Raw genomic sequence first — 20364 nt, 5'->3', positions numbered from 1 at the left:
AACTTGATCTGTTTTACATATAAAATCTCCTATCAATTTTTTTACTTCGTATACATACAATATGTACAAGTTTCATAAGAGGACACGACATTTATGCTATAGAAACAAAGAGTAAACATATTTTGTATACAAAATAAAAAAGACCTTGTGTTACAAGGCCTTTTGCAAACTCACTTTATTTTGTAGCAAGTACATATTATAATACAAACCTTGCTCACTTAGTAATTCTTGATGTGTTCCTCTTTCTACTATCTCCCCATCATGCATCACAAAAATTTGATCTGCATCTTGAATTGTAGATAACCTATGCGCAATGGCTATCGTCGTTCTACCTTTTCGCATTTGTTGCAACGCTGTTTGAATAGCCTCTTCTGTTTCTGTATCGATATTAGCTGTTGCTTCATCTAATACTAATACTTTCGGATTCGTTGCTATCGTTCTAGCAAAAGCAATTAATTGTCGTTGACCGCTTGAAAATGCTGCACCTCTTTCTACTACTTCTGTTTCATACTGTTTTGGTAACTTTTCAATAAACGTATTCGCTTGCACAAATCGAGCAGCTTCTTTTACTTCTTCATCCGTAATTTCTTCATTATACATACGAATATTTTGCTTTACATTACCAGCAAATAAAAATGCATCTTGCAATACGAGTCCTATTTTCTTTCTAATTTCTCGTTCTTCAAATTTTTCTAAATCTACACCGTCTATTACAATATTTCCTGACTTAATATTATAAAATCGCATTAACAAATTCATAATCGTACTTTTTCCGCTACCAGTATGCCCAACAAAAGCAACCGTTTGCCCTTGTTTCACGTGAAATGATACATTTTTTAAAACGTCACGCTTTCCATCATATGAAAAAGTAACATTTTTAAATTCAATATCTCCATCCACGACTTGAGGATTCTCATTGCCTTTTTGAACCGGTGCTAAATCTTTCTCGTCCATTAAATGAAATACACGTGATGACGAAACAAGTGCCTGTTGGAAAAAGGACAATTTCATCATCATCTCATTTACAGGTTGGAAGAAACGATGTATATAGTTAACAAAAGCATATAAAACTCCTACTTCAACAGGGCTCTTTAAAGCATCAATCCCAAATAAACCTAGTACTAACGCAATAGCTACAATATGCACTAAATCCGTAGCTGGTCGTAAAAGTAATGCGTCTAACTTCAAAGTACGTCGCCCTGCACTATAATGTTTATTATTCACTTCTTCAAACTCTTTTCTCATACGTTTTTCTTGTCTGAAAACTTGAACAATATTCATTCCTTGTATGGACTCGTTCAACTTTGCATTTAACACGCTTAGTTGATTACGTACTTCTAAATAAAAAGCTGCACTTTTCCGGCGATATAATACCATAATCGCAAACATTATCGGAATTAATACGAGAGAAAATAGCGCTAATTTTACATCTAATAAAAACATCGCTACTAAAATGCCTACTAAAAAGACTACATTTTTCACAAATGTTGATAATACACTGACATAAAAATCTTTAATCGCTTCCGTATCATTCGTTATACGAGATACGAGCGTACCAATTGGCGTACGATCAAAGAAACTTAATGACAGCTTTTGAACATGTTCATATACTTCAACTCGCATATCTTGAACAATCTTAAAAGCAATGTTCTGAAAGTACAATAGATTTAAATACGTAAATAATACTTTTAATAAATGAGCAACTATGTAAATTACAAATAAAGTAACGAGCGCTGATCGTTCAAAATCCCGCGGTACTAGGTGTTCATCGAGGAATTGTTTAATTAAAAAAGGACCCATCATTTCCGTTACTGTCGCACCAACTAAAAAGATAAATGCTAAAGATAGCAACCCTTTATATGGCTTCATATAGGAAAGCAATCTACTTAAATCACTTCGCTTCTTCTCTACCATCATACGCCTCCTTTCTCGACTAAAGCTTCTAATTGCTGGCTTTCATACATTTCCTTATACCAGCCGTTTTCCTTCATTAATTCCTCATGTGTACCTCTTTGTACAATTCTACCTTCATCAACAACAAGAATAAGATTGGCATGCTGAATTGCACTTAATCGGTGTGCAGTAATAATCGTCGTTTTCCCTGCTCTTTCCCTCTTTAAGGCACTTAAAATCGTCTCTTCTGTTTTTGCATCTACTGCTGATAAACAATCATCCAAAATTAAAATTTCAGCATTTGTTAATAAAGCACGAGCAATAGAGATTCGCTGTTTTTGACCACCAGATAACGAAACACCTCTTTCCCCTACTACTGTTTCATATCCTTCTGAAAATTGGAGGATGTCATTATGAATACAAGCAATCTCTGCAGCTTCGGTAATTTCATTATATGTAGCATCCGCCTTTCCAAAGGCAATATTCTCACCAATACTTGCTGAAAATAAAAAATGATCTTGCGGCACGTATGAAATGGCAGAACGGACACCATGAAGTGTTATATCTCGAATATCTCGCTTCCCAATTTTTAATTCACCATTAAAATGATCATACTCACGGATTAAACATTTTAATAAAGTCGTTTTCCCTGCGCCTGTACGTCCTACAACTCCTAGTGTTTCACCCTTCTTCAAATCAAAGTGAATATCGGTTAAATGTAACAATTCATTTTTCTTATACGAAAATGAATCAACGGCAAACGAAACATTACCGCTCGCTATTGTATGTACAGCATTTTCGCTATTTACTACATCTGATTTTTGTGAAAGAATTTTTTCTACACGGTCATATGATGCACGCCCACGCTCCATAATATTGAACAACCACCCAAACGCTAACATTGGCCAAACGAGGGTACCTAAATACGTCGTAAATGTAACGAGATCACCTACTGTTAATTCACCTCTTACAACTAATACCGATCCATAACATACTGCGATTAAAAAAGAAAATCCAACGATAAGAGAGATTGTCGGATCAAATAACGAATCAATACGTGCAACTAACACATTTTTATGTACAACATCTTCTGATTTTTTTCGAAACGCCTGCAAATCTTCTTTCTCTTGTCCAAGAGACCGGATTACCTTCATCCCACTCATACTCTCTTGCACTTTATCATTGATTTCCGAAAACGATTGCTGTGCTTTATGAAACCTTTTATGTAATAACGTTCCATAATAATTTGTCGAAATGGCTACAATCGGCATTGGAATTAAACTTAATAATGTTAACTTCCAACTAATTGTAAAACCCATCGCTACGAGTACACATCCTCCGACAGCTAATGAGTCAACAAGCGTCAAAACACCCGCTCCAGCAGTTTGCTGGATCGCTTGAATATCATTGGTCGCATGTGCCATTAAATCACCTGTTCGATTTGACTGATAGAAAGATGGACTCATCTTTGTAAAATGTTCATATAAATTTTTTCGTAATTGGCGAGCTAATTTTAATGAAGACCCGAAAATCATAATACGCCATATGTAACGTAATATGTACATCGTAATACCTACAATTACTAATAATACAACCCATTTTAGTAACTTATCGGTCGTCAATGTTCCATCATTAATTTCATCTACAACGATTCCAATTACTTTTGGTGCTACAAGTTCTAGAAGTGCAACGCCAAACAATAAAATAATTCCAGTTATGTACGCTCGTTTTTCTTGTTTAAAAAACCACGCTAAATTCATAAATACTTTCATTTTTTTCCTCCTCCCTTAAAATGAGCGATGTTTTCAGTTTACCAAAAATACAGAATTTTTAAAAGTTTTAAAAACTATAACTAACAAAAAGAAAGACACTCTTAGCGAGTGTCTTTTAGCGCTTATTTCATTTGTTGCTTGTTCATCGCGCTCATCATTTGATTGATTTTCTTTTGGGAAGGTTTTTGTCCCATTTGCATCATCATCATTTTTAACATTTGTTCGTTAATTGGTGGATTTTTTTGTAAGTAATTCATCATGTATTTGCGGGCAATGAAAAATCCTAACGCCACGCCTGCTACTAGTGCTACTACGCCCACTAGAATACCTAACCAAATTGGCATATATTTTCCTCCTTCATGTTGTCTACCTTACAGTGTACTAAAACCTTTTCAATAAGACAAGATACAATTCGACATTTTTTACACATATGTTCGTACTTGTTTTAGAGGATTCAGCCATCCGTACTTTGTATTTTCATAATCCATTGCTAAAAATGTTAATTCACACTTTCTTAACACCTCAAAGAATGTCGTTTCCATAGAGACATTTCCAGAGGTATTCATACGAATATAGTGCGGTTTCACCATTATTTCGCCGTACTCCGCTCCCGTATAAAGTGTATGTGTATGATGTGTTCTATCATATTTACCAAGAACGCGCAAAGCTTGTTCTAATTTATGATGAATTTTCATTACTTGCAATGGCATCGTTATATACATCATTTGCTTATATAACACTTTTTTCTCCGAAAGGGACCCAGATTCTGAAAATCGAGCAAATAAATCAAAAAACAAATATTCACGACCAAAATAAGCTTTCGCAATATCCTCTTGAATTAAATACAATTCATACGTTTTCATTTTTCCACTCCCAATCTGGACAACCTTTTCTCTTCATTATATATAAGAAAGTTTGCAATGATTGTCTGACTGCGGAGAGATAAAAAACTTTTTCTGTCGAAAAAACTCATTTACATAGAAAAACCTCTCCATGCCGGAGAGATTTTTCTGAAATCATTAAAGCATTTCTTTTACTTTACGAACAACGTTCTCTACAGTAAATCCATACTCTTCCATAATCTTCTCACCAGGAGCAGAAGCACCGAATGTATCGATACCTAACACATCTCCTTCAAGACCTACGTAACGGTGCCATCCGAATGTAGCACCCATTTCAATTGCGAAACGTTTTGTTACTGCTTTTGGTAATACAGATTCTTTGTACTCTGCAGTTTGAGCTTCGAAGCGATCCATAGATGGCATGCTGACAACAGCTGCGTCAACGCCGTCTACTGCTAATGCTTTTTGAGCTTCAACAGCTAGGCTTACTTCAGATCCAGTTGCAAGTAAGATTACATCAGCCGTTTCTTTCTTGCTTGCCGAAACTACATATGCACCTTTTGCTACTTTTTCATACGTATCTTCTTTTGCACCTTCTAATGTTGGAAGGTCTTGACGAGTTAATACTAAAGCAGTTGGTTTGTTTGTAGATTCTAAAGCTAGTCTCCAAGCTGCAACAGATTCGTTACCATCAGCAGGACGGATAACAGAAACATTTGGCATTGCACGAAGCGCTGCTAATTGCTCGATTGGTTCATGCGTTGGACCATCTTCACCAACAGCGATACTGTCATGTGTGAATACATACGTTACTGGCAATTGCATTAATGCTGCAAGGCGAATTGCTGGGCGTAAGTAATCAGAGAATACGAAGAACGTACCACCGTAAGTTTTTAAACCGCCATGTAGTGCAATACCGTTCATTGCTGCACCCATTGCGAACTCACGTACACCGTACCAAATGTTTTTACCGCTGTAATCATCTCTTGTAAAGTCTTTTTCGTTATTCATGTATGTCTTGTTAGAACCAGCAAGGTCAGCAGATCCACCGAAGAATGATGGTACAGACTCTGCAATTGCATTAATTACAGCACCAGAAGAATTACGAGTTGCTGCTTTTGATCCTAATTCATAAGTTGGTAAGTTTTGCTCCCAACCTTCTGGAAGTTGACCGTTCATTGCTGCTTGGAATTCGTTTGCTAATTCTGGGTATGCTTGCGCATATTCACCTAGCATCGTGTTCCACTCAGCTTGCGCAGTTTCACCAACATCTTGTACTGTTTTACGGAAGTTGTCATATACTTCTTCTGCTACATGGAAGTCTTGCTCAGCAGTCCAAGCATATGCTTCTTTCGTTAATTTTGTTTCTTCTACACCAAGTGGAGAACCATGTGAAGCTGATTTTCCTGATTTGTTTGGAGAACCGAAACCAATTGTCGTTCTTACTTCAATTAGCGTTGGGCGTTTTTCGTCAGCTTTCGCTTCTTCAATTGCTTTCGCGATTGCTTCAATATCGTTTCCATCCTCAACACGGATTACTTGCCATCCGTATGCTTTGTAACGATCTTCTACACTTTCAGAGAATGAACGATTTAAATCGCCATCTAATGAAATATCGTTTGAATCGTAAAGCACAACAAGACGACCTAATTGTAAATGAGCAGCTAATGAAGATGCTTCAGCAGAAACGCCTTCCATTAAATCTCCATCACCACAAATAGCGTATGTATAATGATCTACTACATTATACGCATCACGGTTATATTTAGCAGCTAAATGTCTTTCTGCCATTGCCATACCTACAGCAGTTGCAATACCTTGTCCAAGTGGACCAGTCGTTGCATCTACACCAGCTGTATGACCATACTCAGGATGTCCTGGAGTTTTGCTTCCCCATTGACGGAAGTTCTTTAAGTCATCCATTGTTACATCATAACCAGATAGGTGAAGTAGGCTGTATAATAACATTGAACCATGACCTGCAGATAATACGAAACGATCACGGTTAAACCACGTTGGGTTATTTGGATTGTGTTTCATAAATTGAGTCCATAATGTATAAGCCATTGGTGCTGCACCCATTGGCATTCCTGGGTGACCAGAGTTTGCTTTTTCAATCGCATCGATGGATAATGTGCGAATCGTGTTGATAGAAAGTTGTTCGATTGAATGTGACATGCTATTCTTCCCTTCGCTTATATTAGTAAACGTTTTATACATTTATATGATAGCTTCCCACGCAAGATTATACAACATGTATCGACAAATATGTTGATGTTTTTTTGATTTTTTATAAAAAAATCAATGATTCCGGGAATGTATGGGTATTCAATATGACATACTTTTTCATTATTTTTATTTTAAAAAGAAAGAGAATTATCTGTATATTTATACAAATTTCTTCTATACTTACGTTTTTAAAAATATAAAAAGCATCTAACTTCGATGCTTTTCAAATAAGTTAAACAATCCGTTTGCGAATCGAACTTGAAATCAAATCAATTATAATTACCATTAAAATAATACCCAATAAAATAATCCCAACACGAGACCAATTCCGTGAACTCAGCGCAAAAATTAAAGGTGTACCAATCCCTCCTGCTCCGATAACCCCTAAAATCGCAGCGGATCGTACATTAATTTCAAATCTGTATAACGTATACGATAGAAAGTCTGGTAACACTTGTGGTAACACTGCATACCAAAGTATTTGAAAACGGTTTGCTCCTGTTGCTAGTAACGCTTCCGTGGGTCCTTTATCTATGTTTTCAATTCCTTCTGAATATAGTTTTCCTAACATTCCAATAGAATGTAATCCTAAGGCTAATACTCCTGCAAAAGAGCCTGGACCAACAGCTTTTATAAATAAAAGAGCCATAACTAATTCAGGAAACGTACGAACAAAACTAAGTACAAATTTTCCAGATCCTGAAGTTAATTTTCCACTACTCATATTCGTTGCCGCCCAAAAGGCAAACGGAACAGATAAAAATGCAGAAATAAATGTACCTAATATCGCAATTGCCAACGTATCAATTAATCCATGCAATAAATCTTCACCATCTGGCAAAGATACATACGACCAGTCTGGATTCAATACCCCTGTCATAATTGCTTTCGTGATTTCACCTGCTGTGTCCTTTATCCCTTCTAATGGTACTCCTGAAAAGGCCCAAACATAAACAAATGTAATTGCTATAAAAATAACCCAGCGATATACACTCAGTTTCTTCGGTTTTGGCACAATCATCGTCGTTTTACTCATTATAATTTCTCCCGCAACAATGTACTTGCATAATCAATTAATAATACAACAACAAGGGTATAGATAATAATAGATGCAGTTTGCTGATATTGTAAAAATCCAAGTGTACGATCATAGTATAATCCAATACCACCTGCCCCTACTAAACCTAAAACAGCCGCTGCACGTACATTCACCTCAAATGTATACAGAACATAGGAGACAAAATGTGCTTTCACTTGCGGAATTACCCCATAAACAATCCATTGCACTTTATTTGCTCCTACTGCTGTCATCGCTTCTAATGGACCTGGATCAATTGATTCAATTGACTCGTACAATAATTTTGCCACAAGCCCAATTGAGAAAAAAGTAAGAGCCAAAATACCCGGAAGTGGTCCTATTCCAAAAATAGCTACGAAAATTGCCGCTAATAATAAATCTGGTATCGTTCGAATAAAATTTAAAATCAATCGAGCTGGACTGTATAAAAATGTACTAGTAAACACATTACTTGCCGCAAACAGTGCAAGTGGAATAGCTAAAATCGCTCCTAAGGTCGTCCCAATAATCGCCATACGTATTGTATCTAACATCGCTGTTGTAATAACTTGAAAATAACTCCAATCAGGTGGCACCATTTCTTTCAATAGATCTACCATATTTGGAAAACCGTCTACCAGTTTTGAAAATGATGCATCTACTTGTACACTACTACTCCACAGCATTAAAATAACTAAAATAAACGTTAACATATGTTTCAATTTACTCGGCGGCTTCGGTATTTCATTTGAATATATCGTCACGTCATTCATTTTACTGCCACCTCTAATAATTCGCTTTTCTGAGCAACGTCCCCATAAATTTCAGCAAATTTTTCATCCGTTGCTTCTTCTACTAAACCGTCAAAAACAATTTCTCCTGCATGTAATCCGATAATGCGTGTCGCATATTGTCTAGCCAAATCAATAGAATGTAAATTTACAATTGTCGTGATTCCAAAATCCTCATTAATTTTTTTCAAATCATCTAGCACTTGCTTTGTCGTAAGTGGATCTAACGATGCAACAGGCTCATCTGCCAATATGATTTTTGCTTCTTGCGCCAATGCTCTAGCTATCGATACACGTTGCTGTTGTCCTCCTGATAATTCATCAGCACGTGCATATGCTTTTTCTAAAATATTCACTCTTTTTAATGCTTGAAATGCGAGCTCCACATCTTCTTTCGGAAACAAACCTAACGTTGTACGTAGTGTGGAATGATATCCAACACGACCAGCTAATACATTTTTTAATACTGTTGATCGCTTTACAAGGTTAAAACTTTGGAAGATCATACCGATATCCCGGCGCATACGTCGTAAATCTGTTCCTTTTGCAGCAGTAATAGACTCACCTTCAATAATGATTTCTCCTTCGGTAATCTCATGAAGACGATTTACGGATCTGAGAAGTGTAGATTTTCCAGCTCCAGATAATCCGACCATTACAACAAACTCACCTTTTTGAATTTTCAAGTTTATATTATTCAATCCTTTTGTACCATTTGGATACACTTTGGAGACATTTCGAAACTCTATCACACATCTTACCTACTTTCTATGTATTCAAAACGGCAAACTAACTGAAAACATCCCCTTTCAGCTAGCTGCCATTTCCATATGTATTATTGCGTTTTTACTTTCTTCCCATATTCACGAACGATATCAAATTTACTATCATCAGATTTAACATATCCTTCATGTGAATATACTTCTTTAATGATTTTGTGACCTTCCTCATTCTTTCCAATTTCAATGAAAGCATCTTGTAATTTCTTGCTCCACTCTGCATCTAAATCAGATCGTACAGAAATTGTATCGTTCGGAATTTTCTCAGTAAATTTCACTATTTTCGTTTGATCAAATATATTCGGATAATCTTTTTTTACAATATTACGAGCATCTTGGAATACAACAGCCGCATCTACGTCACCATTTAAAAGAGCAATAAGCGACTGATCGTGACCTTTTAATGTAACAGGTTTCACATCTTTTAACGGATCAATTCCCTCTTTTAATAGAACAGCTGCAGGCCATACATACCCTGCTGATGATGTTACATCTTGATAACCAATCTTTTTACCTTTTAAATCTTTTACACTATTTATATTAGAGTCTTTTTTAACAACAAACTCAGATTTATAAAAGTCTACTAAATCCTTTGTAGGGGCTCCCGTTTCATCATCTACTCCAAAACGTTGTGCTTGTAAAATTACATTTGCAGCCTTCTTTTCATGTGCTAATACGTACGCTGTTGGCGGTAAAAATCCTACATCTACTTGTTTAGATGCCATCGCTTCTACAATTGTATTGTAGTTCGTTGAAATACTAACTTTTACTGGAATATTCAACTTATCACTTAATAGCTTCTCAAGCGGTTTTGCCTTCGCCTCTAACGTATCCGCATTTTGAGAAGGAACAAATTGAACATTTAAAGTCTTCGGTACATACCCTTTTTTCGTATCTTCATTTTTACTTGCACTTGACTCTTCCGTCCCGCAGCCACTTAATAATCCCGCTGCTAGTACAACTGTTGTGCCCATTGCAAAAACTTTTTTCAACATGTTAATGCCTCCATTTTTCATTGTTATAAAATAACCTTTCATAAACATGAAGAAATATATCACATATTTTTACAAATAATTGATTATTTACAGAATCTTTACACATTCTATACACTCACATTAAAATTCTCTTCACATATTTGATATGATGAATTGGAAGATAACAATAGAAAAGGTGAGTCATATTGGAACAAAATCAAACTGTAACTTTAAACATCTTATTAACAAGCGATATACATGGCACTGTTTATCCTATTCACTACCAAGATAACTCCCCAGCAGAACTTGGTTTAGCTAAAATTTCTACTCTTATAAAAAAAGAACGTTCCCAAAATACAAACGTTCTTTTAATTGATAATGGCGACTTTATTCAAGGCACACCATTTACTTATCATTATGTTACATACGAAAAAAACAAAAAAAACCCAATGTCCTTATTAGCGAATTACTTACAGTATGACGCTGCAATTATCGGCAATCATGAATTTAATTACGGGATGGATATATTAAATAATGCTGTGACTACTGCGAACTTCCCGTACCTATCAGCAAACATTTTAGATAAAAACAGTAAAAAACCTTATTTCGGGAAACCATATGTAATAAAACATATTGAATCAAATATAAAAATTGCTATTTTAGGGGTGACAACGCATTACATTCCCAATTGGGAACAACCCCATCACATTAAAGATTTACTATTTGAAGATGCATTAAAGACTACAAAAGAATGGGTTTCTTACATTCGCAAACATGAGAAACCAGATTTACTAGTCGTAGCGTATCACGGGGGAGTTGAACGAGATTTACAAACCGGGGTACCGACTGAAGTGTTAACAGGAGAAAACCAAGGATATGCAATGTGCCATGAAATTGAAGGTATAGATCTTTTACTAACAGGTCATCAACACCGAGAAATTTCTCATACGATGGCTAACGGTGTAACAATTTTACAGACTGGATGCAATGGACACTCAGTTGGAAAAGTAAAAATAACATTCGAAAAAACAAAACATAAATGGGTGAAAAAAGAGAGTTCTTCTGAATTATTATCTGTACAAGGAGTTGAGGCGGACCAAGATGTACTTTCATTGGTAGCCGATTACGAAGAGATAACACAAAAGTGGCTTGATCAACCTATTGGAATCATTCAGGGGGACATGCAAATTTCAGATGCTATGCAAACTCGTTTGCATGATCATCCTTTTATCGAATTCATAAATAAAATACAGATGAATATAGCTAATGTATCAATTTCTTGTACAAGTTTGTTCCATAATACATCTCCAGGTTTCCCTGAACATGTAACAATGCGTGATATCGTTTCTAATTATATTTATCCAAACACATTAAAAGTAATTAGAATAACTGGAGCAGATATAAAAGATGCTCTTGAACTCTCTGCTTCTTATTTCACATTAAAAACAGATGGATCAATCACCGTAAGTCCTATCTACATAGAACCAAAGCCACAACATTATAATTATGATATGTGGGAAGGGATTTCATACGTATTAAACATTTCAAAACCAATTGGTGAAAGAGTAGAATCTTTACAGCATAACAGTGCTCCTCTTAATATGAATGAAGAATATGACGTTGTAATGAATAATTATCGTGCAAGTGGCGGGGGAAATTTTTTTATGTTTCAAAACAAACCGGTAGTAAAAGATATACCCACAGATATGTCTGAACTTATCGCTAATTATATATTGGAACATAAAACGATAGAAGCAACTGTTAATAACAACTGGAAAGTTATTAAATAACGATTTTTACAAATAAAAAAGATGGGCTTCGCCCATCTTTTAATTTAATTTTGCATTATCTTGCTTTTTTAAAGCTTTTAATTTCGTCGGTGTAACATCTGTACCTTCTTCGTTAACAACTTTAATACCTTTAAGTTCGTTTAACATATTTTGACGAAATCCTTTTAAATATTGTTCACGTAGCGATTGACGCTCACGTTGCTCTTCTTCAGTTAAACCTTCAGCTTTTGCTTTTTTCGCTAAGAAGTTAATGCGTTCAACGAGTTCGTGATTAATCATCTCGAATCCCCCTTCTAATCAAAACTGATTATTATCATACAATAGTTACTCTTCTTTATCAAGCAATTGCTTCGTATACTCTACATATCTACGATGTACAGTCGCCTTTGAAACATTATGACCAAATCCACGTAATGTTGCTGCGATTTCTTCAAACGTGAGTTCACTTTTTCGCAAACGTACAATTTCCTCAATTGGCACTTCTTTTTTCTCTCTTCCTACACTTAAATGACGATTTTTTAAATTATTTTCTGGACGATAACCTTTTTCTACTGCACGTTGCATGCCTCGTTTAATTTTCAAGTTATGAATCTTTCTTTGATATTCTTCAACAATACCAATAATATCTAATACCATCGAATCAGAATCCGATAATTGTAATTCACCATTATGTGTATGCGTATATACTTTTATGCCTTCTTTATGTAAGCAATGCATTAATGCGATCTTCGCATTTCCTCTACCAAGGCGCGTTTCATCTTGTATAAGTAACACATCAATTTGTTCGTCTCGAATTGTATCCAACACCTCTAATATACCGTCACGTTCAATTGTATATCCACTAGCCTGCTCTTCAATCACCTTAGTAACATTCATTTGATAGCGCTCAGCTAAATGCAATAATTCATCTTTTTGACGTAACAATGATGTTTCTTGCGCTTCTTTCGTTGTACTCACACGTGCATAAATAATTGCATTCATTTTGAACCCCTCTTTCTCCCTATTATTTCCCTATAGTGTAACATAAATCCGCCATTTGTTCGAACTTATGTTTGTAGAATGTTTTTTCACATGTTATACTTATTAATAAGAAAAATGAAAGAAAACGAGGTGTTAGAAAACATGGAAAAGTTAACGAAACGCCAGCAAGACATTCTCGACTTTATTAAGCTAAAAGTACAAGAAAAAGGATATCCACCTTCCGTACGTGAAATTGGTCAAGCAGTCGGCCTCGCTTCTAGTTCTACAGTGCACGGACATTTATCACGATTAGAAGAAAAAGGATACATTCGACGCGATCCAACAAAACCACGTGCCATTGAAATTTTAGGCGAAGACCGAATGGATACGGAAACACAATCTGTTATTCAAGTTCCAATTGTCGGAAAAGTTACTGCTGGTTTACCAATTACGGCGGTCGAAAGCGTAGAGGAACATTTCCCACTTCCAGCTAGTATTGTTGCTGGAGCAGACCAAGTGTTCATGTTACGTATTTCTGGAGATAGTATGATTGAAGCTGGTATTTTCGATGGAGATTTAGTTGTTGTTCGCCAACAACAGTCTGCATATAATGGTGAAATTGTAGTCGCTTTAACAGAAGATAACGAAGCAACTGTTAAACGTTTCTATAAAGAAAAAGACCATTTCCGTCTACAACCAGAAAATTCTTCGTTAGAACCTATCATTTTAAAACAAGTGTCAGTTATCGGGAAAGTAATTGGCGTATATCGTGATTTACATTAAAAATAATAAAAAGAAGATAATTACCTTATTTACATACGGTAATTATCTTCTTTTTGTATTTTGATAGATTTCCATGCATTCTATTTCTTATTAACGAGTTTCAATCGTCACATCTCCAGCAGCCGTTTTACCGCTAATCTTTTTACTACCATTTCCAATTGTTACATTTTTATTTTCTTCATTAAAAATTGTTACATCTCCCGCAGCACTTTGCCCAGTAATTACCGCATCTTGTGGTTTTTCCGATAAAGTAATATCTATATCTCCCGCAGTTGAACTTGCTTCTAGATTATACTTAGAATCATGATCTTGAATATTTATTTCCCCACTTGTTGTTTTTGCGGTCACTTTCCCTAATACCTTCTTAAAGTTCACCTCACCAGCTTTTGTCGATCCCTCCACATTCTTAGCCGTTACTTGTTTCAACTCTACTTCTCCAGCAAGTGTTCTAACACTTACGCTATCACTTTTCACATCACTCATTTCGATTTGTCCAGCAGATGAATTTACTTTTACATCTTGGTAAGAGCGTTCGGGCACAAGGAGAGTCAATTTAGACGTTTGAAACCTAAAATCGTAAAAAGAAAAATCAAATGAAGCACCTTTTTCTCTTTCCCCAATAACTTTTAATGTGTCACCATCTTCTGCGATACGAATCTCTTGTTTACGTACATCTCCCGATTGCTTTACATAAAAAGAAGAGTCAGGAGATTTTTGGACAATAATATCCCCGGCATCTAACTTAACTTCTATATTTTTTAATGTTTCGTTTTTAATTACATTTTCTTTACCGCCTTTTTCAGCAGTCTGTACTGCTTTTTCATATGTTTGGGAAATTCCTATTACTCCAATAATGATACAAGCGATAGCGATTAAAAATAGTTTTTTCATCATTTACTCTCCTTTTATCATTTTGAAGTTCCATATTACATATCGTACACACAATCTCTTAAACCACTTTGTACTATAAAAAGCGATAATACATAACAATAAACCTACTCCAACAAACGTTATACTAACGAAAAGATCCAACCATATAAAAGTACCCATAAATACTTTTCCAATAACGAAAAATGGTGTTACTACACTAGCAATACCACCGATCCAAAAAGAAAATATAAAAGCAATAATTGCGACTAACGGGCCTAACACAATAATAAAATTAAACAAACTAAGTCCAATCGCTGCCATAACAGCTCTTGTCACATTTGAAGTCGATGGATTTTTTTTCATTTCATCAAAGCGATACATCGCAAGTAATTCTTTCGCGATTACTTTCGGAGAACCAAGGCCCTGTATTATTTCCGATTCAGTTTTCCCTTCTTCTAGTCCAAACTGAAAGTGCTCTTCATAATCCAATAAAATATCTTGCCTCTCTTCCTCTGGTAACTTTCTAAGATAACTTGATAATTCTTTAAGAAACCCTTCTTTACTCATCCCATTCCACCCCTTCAATAATTTCTTGTACCCCTTTCGCAAAATCACGCCATTCTGTTACTAACAAATGAAATTGCGTCTCCCCTTGCTCTGTTAATTGATAATATTTACGAGGTGGCCCTTCCGTAGATTCCTTTAAATACGTTTGAAAATACCCTTCTTTCGTCAAACGACGTAATAAAGGGTATACTGACCCTTCCGATATTAAAAATTTATTAGAAATTTGCTGAACAAGTTCATAACCGTAACTATCTTTACGTTTTACAAGTGCTAATACACAAAGTTCAAGCACACCTTTTTTAAACTGAACGTTCAAGCGCCATCCTCCTTCCCTATCTTAGTACTGTTCAATACACGGTACCTACTTTATCCATAATATACCACTTAGTATTATTTATTGCAAGGTACTAAGCTATATTTATTCCCTAAATTTAGAAAATGAACTAACGAAATTCTGAATAAGACTGCGTTATAACTGAGCAGCATTCAAGGTTTCATTTCATTTACATTAATATTAAACTTCATTCACTCTTTCCTCTTGAAGAATCCACCACACCTTATTCACTATAGCTAATGAGAAAAAGCCCCAATACTTATCGGTATTAGGGCTTTTTCTCATTATTATATATTAATCGAATTCCTATTTGAGAACCTGCATACGTGACAAATACTTTAATACCATATTTTATTTCTCATCATCGTTCCCCAAGATTTTTCGCTTAACATCTGATAAATCCTTCGACAACGAACTAAATGCTTTTGCTTGTTCTTCAATGACCTGTTGATTTTTTTCAATAACTTTTTGATATTGTTCTTCGCGCTGTTCATTCTTTTTTTGCGTAGTAAACAGCATCCATACAAATAAAGCTGCGAATGCTCCTTGTTGAATCATTGAATTGAAGATTTGTTCTTCCATCGTTCTCATCTCCTTTTCAAAAATTAAAGAGAATCATACGAGTGATCCTACTCTCATATCCTTATCTCACATTAAAATGTTCTTCTTTTACCCATGTGTTTTGCCCAATATCGATATAACCATCTTTTCTTGCAAAAATTCCATATGGATAAGATCCATCTACGTTTCCTTTATACTTTCCATTCGGACCATCATATGTGTTAATACCATAACCTGCTGGATATTTTGAGTAAGCATGGAACCACTCTACTTCAAAATGTTCTTCTTTCGCCCACGCTTCCCAACCTAGGCACAACATTTTTTCATTCCCACCATACCAAGCAGCATCTATAATTAAATATGGCATTTTTGTATTAATGACATTACCTGTGAACCAAGCATCTTTTCCAGGGCCACTATATAAATTGATGCCCCATCCTTCTGGGTATTTAGACGTTGCAATTCCTAGTCCTTTTGGTTGTAGTGGTTTATTATTATCTTTGTTAAATGCTTTGTTTATCTTCTCAATGAATTGATCCAATCTTCCTTCATCGAGCATTCGGTGTGGGCAATGCTTTCCACTCCACGATTTATGTGTACGTACGTTACTAATCAGTATATTGAATTGTTTCATTAGCTGAGCAATAACAATTGCTGCATTATCTTCTGCTTTATAATATCTATCTCCACCGCTTAAAGAGTAACAAATTTCAACCCCGATAGATTTACGATTACCATTCCCGTTACCATCACCGGCATGCCAAGCATTACGATCAAACGGAATACCTTGCACTGCTTCTTTGTCGTCTACTGCAACATGAAACGACACTGAATTATTATTTCCAATCATATACGATATCTCATTTTCTGCTGATGCATCATTGTACGTATTATGTACTGTAATGAATTCTGGTGTCATTGTATTGGGACACTTTATACTATATTTACTTTGATCCACTAATTTTCTTCTAATTTCCATTACTGAACATCTCCTTTTTCTTTTATTTTTTATCATGTAAAATTCCATTGAATTATTAAGTCCATCTAGAAATTAAATGCTCATACATGCCGCATTTTATATAATGGGTTATAATCCTCATATTCAAAAAGGAAAAAGAGCAACCTTTTACATCAGTTGCTCTTTCAAAACTTCCACTCTATATTCCGCCCAGCATTTTACAGATATTACTCTCATCTCAAGAGGTATGATAACAAGTTTTTTTCATTCTACTTAATACGTGCAGATTTAAAGATATTATCTTACATTAAAATGCTCTTCTTGTACCCATGTATTTTGTCCAATATCGATATAACCATCTTTTCTTGCAAAAATTCCATATGGATAAGATCCATCTACATTTCCTTTATAATTTCCATTTGGACCGTCATATGTGTTAATGCCATAACCTGCTGGATATTTTGAATAAGCATGAAACCACTCTACTTCAAAGTGCTCTTCTTTCGCCCATGCTTCCCAACCTAGGCACAACATTTTTTCATTTCCACCATACCAAGCAGCATCTATAATTAAATATGGCATTTTTGTATTAATGACATTACCTGTGAACCAAGCATCTTTTCCAGGGCCACTATATAAATTGATACCCGATCCTTCTGGGTATTTAGACGTTGCAATTCCTAATCCTTTTGGTTGTAGTGGTTTATTAGAAGGATCAGTTGTACCACCACCTTCTCCTTTTCCTAAGTAATCTAATGGATTCACAGCATTACTCTTATTAACGTTCCAAGACCCTTTATGCAATTCAAAATGCAAGTGTTGACCACTAGAATCCCCTGTGTTTCCCATAATCCCAATAGTTTGTCCTTGTGTAACAGAATCACCTTCTTTTACTGTTCGAGAACCACTACGCATATGGGCATATACCGTTTCCCATGTAATCCCATCAATAGTGTGCACAATCATAATACATTCACCATAACTGGATGAAACATAAGAACGACTAACTCGTCCGCTAGCCGCTGCATAAATTGGATGATAGCCCGATTCAGCAAGGTCTATCCCATGATGATCTGGTCTGCTCCCCCTAAAACCACTTGTTACTCTCGTTGTATCTGTTGGATAAATAAATTTTGCCATAATAATCTTCCTTTCTATTTATAAGTAATATAAAAAGGCACTTAAAAAAGCACCTTTTATAAGATTTTTTCTTAATGTTCAAATTTAATATTTATAATCAAAGAAAAAGAGATCCTTTGTTATTACCTTACATTAAAATGTTCTTCTTTTACCCATGTGTTTTGTCCAATATCAATGTAACCATCTTTTCTCGCAAAAACACCATATGGATAAGATCCATCCACATTTCCTTTATAATTTCCATTTGGACCATCATATGTGTTAATACCATAACCTGCTGGATATTTTGAGTAAGCGTGGAACCACTGCACTTCAAAGTGTTCTTCTTTTGCCCAGGCTTCCCAACCTAGGCACAACATTTTTTCATTTCCACCATACCAAGCAGCATCTATAATTAAATATGGCATTTTTGTATTAATGACATTACCTGTGAACCAAGCATCTTTTCCAGGACCACTATATAAATTGATACCCGATCCTTCTGGGTATTTAGACGTTGCAATTCCTAGTCCTTTTGGTTGTAATGGCTTATTATCACCGCCACCATTTCCTCCATCAAAATCCACATATTGCTTAACAATTTCAGAGTAGAAGAAATTCCCTCCATTTTTATATCGATAGCCACCATTGTAAGCAACAGCGATAGGGTTACTATATTTCACCATAGCACCAGTCGTATTTCCAAGTGATGGCGCAACAACCGTTTTAGAATACTGATCTGCCACCGGTAATGAATGTTGTTTATTGTTAGAAGCTAACCAGCGAAGGTAAGCTCGTCCAAAATTATATGATTGAACAATGGCACTTAAATCTGTAATGCCATTTTTCTTTGCATCATCAAAAGCTCCTTTTAGATGCTTTACTCCATAATAAATTGAATCTTTAGGATTTTTAATTGTATTCATCACCCAACCTTGTGATTCACTGGACTGCATAATATCAGGTGTTGTTTCAGAGTTTCCTCCACTCTCCACCATAATAATCCCAAGTACATAGGGAACTAATTCAGACACACCTTGTGCTGAACATTCACTTTCTACCATTGATTGCCAACGTAACACTTGTTGTGGCAGATTCTTTGTTTTAACTGAAGCAGCTAATAAACTCATCATTAAACATCTCCTTATTTTTCTATTATTTTCGCCCGTAAAACTACTACTTTACTAAATATAACTAGAAGCTAAAGACCCATTAATCCATCAAATCACTTCATGTTACTCACCTTCTTTCACAACAAAAAGAGCAACCATAAAAATAGTTGCCCTTTCGTCGAAATCTTATATTACTACTATAAATCACTTTTTCAATACTTTCTGTACACTGCATGTATCCTACAAAAAGGTAACACTAAAATCCATCTAAAAACTTGACAATCTTCCTTATTTCAGCGTGTTTTCGGCGTATATAGCCTGTACTATAATGTAATTCAAACGCAATTTGTTCTAAAGTCATCCCATCAACATATTTCATTTTAAGTATTTGATGATCCAGTCCTGTAAACTTATTAATCAAAAGCCTTAAATCATACTCTTCATTCATCTTATAAGCTAATTCATATTCAATTGCCTCAATCCGTCCTTCTACCTTAGCCCCTTCCGATTCAGCGGTTAATCGTACATTTTGCAAATCACCGCTAATCCAACGCTTCAATTCGGCTTTTGATTTGTCTAAGTTGTATTCTAAATAAGCAATTTCTTCTTCTAACTTCTTATAATCTTTGAGCCACTCGAACACTTACTGATTCACCCACTTCCATTCCTTTTACAAAGTCTCTTAATACTAATTTAATAGAATGAATATGCTTATTAGCTTTTTCAATCTTTATTACTTGTAAATCATCTTTCATTTTATAAACACAACCCTTCCCTAACATTTTTTATCCTCTATTGATCAGTTCATTATCTTTAGAATTTCGATATTTTTAATTAATTCCTGAATCCTATTGAAAAGACTTCTAACAGTCTCCATAGAAATTTAAGAAATAAACTGAAATTACAAATCGTTCATACTTGATCCAAGCATTCACTACTATTTTTATAATACTGTTCACTATGCATCTGGAAT

Annotated in this window: 22 protein-coding genes; 2 read left to right on the top strand and 20 right to left on the bottom strand. The window is 35.2% G+C overall.

The genetic code is table 11. The features are described 5' to 3' along the window. Positions 1–150 precede the first annotated feature (150 nt). The 9 genes from ACTFRH_RS10625 to ACTFRH_RS10585 form a co-directional block, all read right to left on the bottom strand. Positions 151–1914 (bottom strand): ABC transporter ATP-binding protein, encoded by a 1764-nt coding sequence (locus ACTFRH_RS10625; protein ID WP_000229522.1) that lies wholly within the window; start codon positions 1912–1914, stop codon positions 151–153. Beyond that, positions 1914–3665, bottom strand: a complete 1752-nt coding sequence (locus ACTFRH_RS10620) for an ABC transporter ATP-binding protein (protein ID WP_000862451.1) — start codon at positions 3663–3665, stop codon at positions 1914–1916. The genes ACTFRH_RS10625 and ACTFRH_RS10620 overlap by 1 nt, the downstream gene beginning before the upstream one ends. Before the next feature lie 122 nt (positions 3666–3787). Further along, positions 3788–4009 (bottom strand): YneF family protein, encoded by a 222-nt coding sequence (locus ACTFRH_RS10615; protein ID WP_001123317.1) that lies wholly within the window; start codon positions 4007–4009, stop codon positions 3788–3790. A gap of 78 nt (positions 4010–4087) precedes the next feature. Next, positions 4088–4528 (bottom strand): sporulation inhibitor of replication protein SirA, encoded by a 441-nt coding sequence (gene sirA, locus ACTFRH_RS10610; RefSeq protein WP_000860645.1) that lies wholly within the window; start codon positions 4526–4528, stop codon positions 4088–4090. 156 nt (positions 4529–4684) lie between these two features. Beyond that, positions 4685–6685, bottom strand: a complete 2001-nt coding sequence (gene tkt / locus ACTFRH_RS10605; protein WP_000019769.1) for a transketolase — start codon at positions 6683–6685, stop codon at positions 4685–4687. 283 nt (positions 6686–6968) lie between these two features. Then, on the bottom strand, positions 6969–7772 hold the full coding sequence (gene phnE, locus ACTFRH_RS10600) for a phosphonate ABC transporter, permease protein PhnE (RefSeq protein WP_000047915.1): 804 nt from the start codon (positions 7770–7772) through the stop codon (positions 6969–6971). Beyond that, on the bottom strand, positions 7772–8566 hold the full coding sequence (gene phnE, locus ACTFRH_RS10595; RefSeq protein ID WP_001000776.1) for a phosphonate ABC transporter, permease protein PhnE: 795 nt from the start codon (positions 8564–8566) through the stop codon (positions 7772–7774). Before phnE (ACTFRH_RS10595) ends, phnE (ACTFRH_RS10600) begins: the two co-directional genes overlap by 1 nt. Beyond that, positions 8563–9336 carry a phosphonate ABC transporter ATP-binding protein gene (gene phnC / locus ACTFRH_RS10590; RefSeq protein WP_000569249.1) on the bottom strand — a complete coding sequence of 258 codons (774 nt, stop codon included), beginning with the start codon at positions 9334–9336 and terminating at the stop codon, positions 8563–8565. The genes phnE (ACTFRH_RS10595) and phnC overlap by 4 nt, the downstream gene beginning before the upstream one ends. An 83-nt stretch (positions 9337–9419) precedes the next feature. Then, positions 9420–10358 carry a phosphate/phosphite/phosphonate ABC transporter substrate-binding protein gene (locus ACTFRH_RS10585; protein WP_000915039.1) on the bottom strand — a complete coding sequence of 313 codons (939 nt, stop codon included), beginning with the start codon at positions 10356–10358 and terminating at the stop codon, positions 9420–9422. A 185-nt stretch (positions 10359–10543) separates the two neighbouring features. Between ACTFRH_RS10585 and ACTFRH_RS10580 the strand changes: the two genes are divergently transcribed. Next, positions 10544–12127 carry a bifunctional metallophosphatase/5'-nucleotidase gene (locus ACTFRH_RS10580; protein ID WP_000437450.1) on the top strand — a complete coding sequence of 528 codons (1584 nt, stop codon included), beginning with the start codon at positions 10544–10546 and terminating at the stop codon, positions 12125–12127. A gap of 39 nt (positions 12128–12166) precedes the next feature. Here ACTFRH_RS10580 and ACTFRH_RS10575 read toward each other — a convergent pair whose 3' ends face one another. After that, positions 12167–12406: a DUF896 domain-containing protein gene (locus ACTFRH_RS10575; protein WP_000607015.1), complete on the bottom strand. Its 240-nt coding sequence runs from the start codon at positions 12404–12406 to the stop codon at positions 12167–12169. A gap of 45 nt (positions 12407–12451) precedes the next feature. Then, positions 12452–13108, bottom strand: a complete 657-nt coding sequence (locus ACTFRH_RS10570; protein WP_000991471.1) for a YneB family resolvase-like protein — start codon at positions 13106–13108, stop codon at positions 12452–12454. Between the two features lie 141 nt (positions 13109–13249). Here ACTFRH_RS10570 and lexA point away from each other — a divergent pair, with 141 nt between their 5' ends. Next, positions 13250–13870, top strand: a complete 621-nt coding sequence (gene lexA, locus ACTFRH_RS10565) for a transcriptional repressor LexA (RefSeq protein ID WP_000413738.1) — start codon at positions 13250–13252, stop codon at positions 13868–13870. A gap of 90 nt (positions 13871–13960) precedes the next feature. Here lexA and ACTFRH_RS10560 read toward each other — a convergent pair whose 3' ends face one another. The 9 genes from ACTFRH_RS10560 to ACTFRH_RS10520 form a co-directional block, all read right to left on the bottom strand. Next, positions 13961–14764, bottom strand: coding sequence for a DUF4097 family beta strand repeat-containing protein (locus ACTFRH_RS10560; protein WP_003302296.1), 804 nt, complete (start codon positions 14762–14764; stop codon positions 13961–13963). Beyond that, positions 14765–15307 (bottom strand): DUF1700 domain-containing protein, encoded by a 543-nt coding sequence (locus ACTFRH_RS10555; RefSeq protein ID WP_000031383.1) that lies wholly within the window; start codon positions 15305–15307, stop codon positions 14765–14767. It lies immediately after the preceding gene. After that, the gene (locus tag ACTFRH_RS10550) at positions 15300–15623 is read right to left on the bottom strand and encodes a PadR family transcriptional regulator (protein ID WP_001102628.1); all 324 of its coding nucleotides are present in this window, start codon (positions 15621–15623) and stop codon (positions 15300–15302) included. The genes ACTFRH_RS10555 and ACTFRH_RS10550 overlap by 8 nt, the downstream gene beginning before the upstream one ends. Positions 15624–15992: 369 nt before the next feature. After that, complete coding sequence (locus ACTFRH_RS10545) at positions 15993–16223, bottom strand: BhlA/UviB family holin-like peptide (protein WP_000392444.1); 231 nt, start codon at positions 16221–16223, stop codon at positions 15993–15995. A 61-nt stretch (positions 16224–16284) separates the two neighbouring features. Continuing rightward, positions 16285–17181, bottom strand: a complete 897-nt coding sequence (locus ACTFRH_RS10540) for a peptidoglycan recognition protein family protein (protein ID WP_000405940.1) — start codon at positions 17179–17181, stop codon at positions 16285–16287. A 276-nt stretch (positions 17182–17457) separates the two neighbouring features. Further along, positions 17458–18300, bottom strand: a complete 843-nt coding sequence (locus ACTFRH_RS10535) for a M23 family metallopeptidase (protein WP_001051373.1) — start codon at positions 18298–18300, stop codon at positions 17458–17460. A gap of 122 nt (positions 18301–18422) precedes the next feature. After that, on the bottom strand, positions 18423–19409 hold the full coding sequence (locus ACTFRH_RS10530; protein ID WP_046946496.1) for a lysozyme family protein: 987 nt from the start codon (positions 19407–19409) through the stop codon (positions 18423–18425). Positions 19410–19647: 238 nt separating this feature from the next. Then, the gene (locus ACTFRH_RS10525; RefSeq protein WP_000464427.1) at positions 19648–20034 is read right to left on the bottom strand and encodes a DUF1492 domain-containing protein; all 387 of its coding nucleotides are present in this window, start codon (positions 20032–20034) and stop codon (positions 19648–19650) included. Further along, positions 20009–20146, bottom strand: coding sequence for a hypothetical protein (locus ACTFRH_RS10520; RefSeq protein WP_003302329.1), 138 nt, complete (start codon positions 20144–20146; stop codon positions 20009–20011). The genes ACTFRH_RS10525 and ACTFRH_RS10520 overlap by 26 nt, the downstream gene beginning before the upstream one ends. Positions 20147–20364: the final 218 nt, after the last annotated feature.

Origin of the sequence: Bacillus cereus group sp. MYBK216-1, from assembly GCF_051916495.1 — a bacterium.
In the GTDB taxonomy this organism is placed as follows: Bacteria; Bacillota; Bacilli; order Bacillales; family Bacillaceae_G; genus Bacillus_A; species Bacillus_A thuringiensis_K.
This window is presented reverse-complemented; position numbering and strand designations above follow the sequence as displayed.

Coding starts and splice junctions, on each gene's coding strand:
- ACTFRH_RS10625 (WP_000229522.1), bottom strand. CDS start 1,914: ATGGTAGAGAAGAAGCGAAGTGATTTAAGTAGATTGCTTTCCTATATG.
- ACTFRH_RS10620 (WP_000862451.1), bottom strand. CDS start 3,665: ATGAAAGTATTTATGAATTTAGCGTGGTTTTTTAAACAAGAAAAACGA.
- ACTFRH_RS10615 (WP_001123317.1), bottom strand. CDS start 4,009: ATGCCAATTTGGTTAGGTATTCTAGTGGGCGTAGTAGCACTAGTAGCA.
- sirA (WP_000860645.1), bottom strand. CDS start 4,528: ATGAAAACGTATGAATTGTATTTAATTCAAGAGGATATTGCGAAAGCT.
- tkt (WP_000019769.1), bottom strand. CDS start 6,685: ATGTCACATTCAATCGAACAACTTTCTATCAACACGATTCGCACATTA.
- phnE (WP_000047915.1), bottom strand. CDS start 7,772: ATGAGTAAAACGACGATGATTGTGCCAAAACCGAAGAAACTGAGTGTA.
- phnE (WP_001000776.1), bottom strand. CDS start 8,566: ATGAATGACGTGACGATATATTCAAATGAAATACCGAAGCCGCCGAGT.
- ACTFRH_RS10585 (WP_000915039.1), bottom strand. CDS start 10,358: ATGTTGAAAAAAGTTTTTGCAATGGGCACAACAGTTGTACTAGCAGCG.
- ACTFRH_RS10575 (WP_000607015.1), bottom strand. CDS start 12,406: ATGATTAATCACGAACTCGTTGAACGCATTAACTTCTTAGCGAAAAAA.
- ACTFRH_RS10570 (WP_000991471.1), bottom strand. CDS start 13,108: ATGAATGCAATTATTTATGCACGTGTGAGTACAACGAAAGAAGCGCAA.
- lexA (WP_000413738.1), top strand. CDS start 13,250: ATGGAAAAGTTAACGAAACGCCAGCAAGACATTCTCGACTTTATTAAG.
- ACTFRH_RS10560 (WP_003302296.1), bottom strand. CDS start 14,764: ATGATGAAAAAACTATTTTTAATCGCTATCGCTTGTATCATTATTGGA.
- ACTFRH_RS10555 (WP_000031383.1), bottom strand. CDS start 15,307: ATGAGTAAAGAAGGGTTTCTTAAAGAATTATCAAGTTATCTTAGAAAG.
- ACTFRH_RS10545 (WP_000392444.1), bottom strand. CDS start 16,223: ATGGAAGAACAAATCTTCAATTCAATGATTCAACAAGGAGCATTCGCA.
- ACTFRH_RS10540 (WP_000405940.1), bottom strand. CDS start 17,181: ATGGAAATTAGAAGAAAATTAGTGGATCAAAGTAAATATAGTATAAAG.
- ACTFRH_RS10535 (WP_001051373.1), bottom strand. CDS start 18,300: ATGGCAAAATTTATTTATCCAACAGATACAACGAGAGTAACAAGTGGT.
- ACTFRH_RS10530 (WP_046946496.1), bottom strand. CDS start 19,409: ATGAGTTTATTAGCTGCTTCAGTTAAAACAAAGAATCTGCCACAACAA.
- ACTFRH_RS10520 (WP_003302329.1), bottom strand. CDS start 20,146: ATGAAAGATGATTTACAAGTAATAAAGATTGAAAAAGCTAATAAGCAT.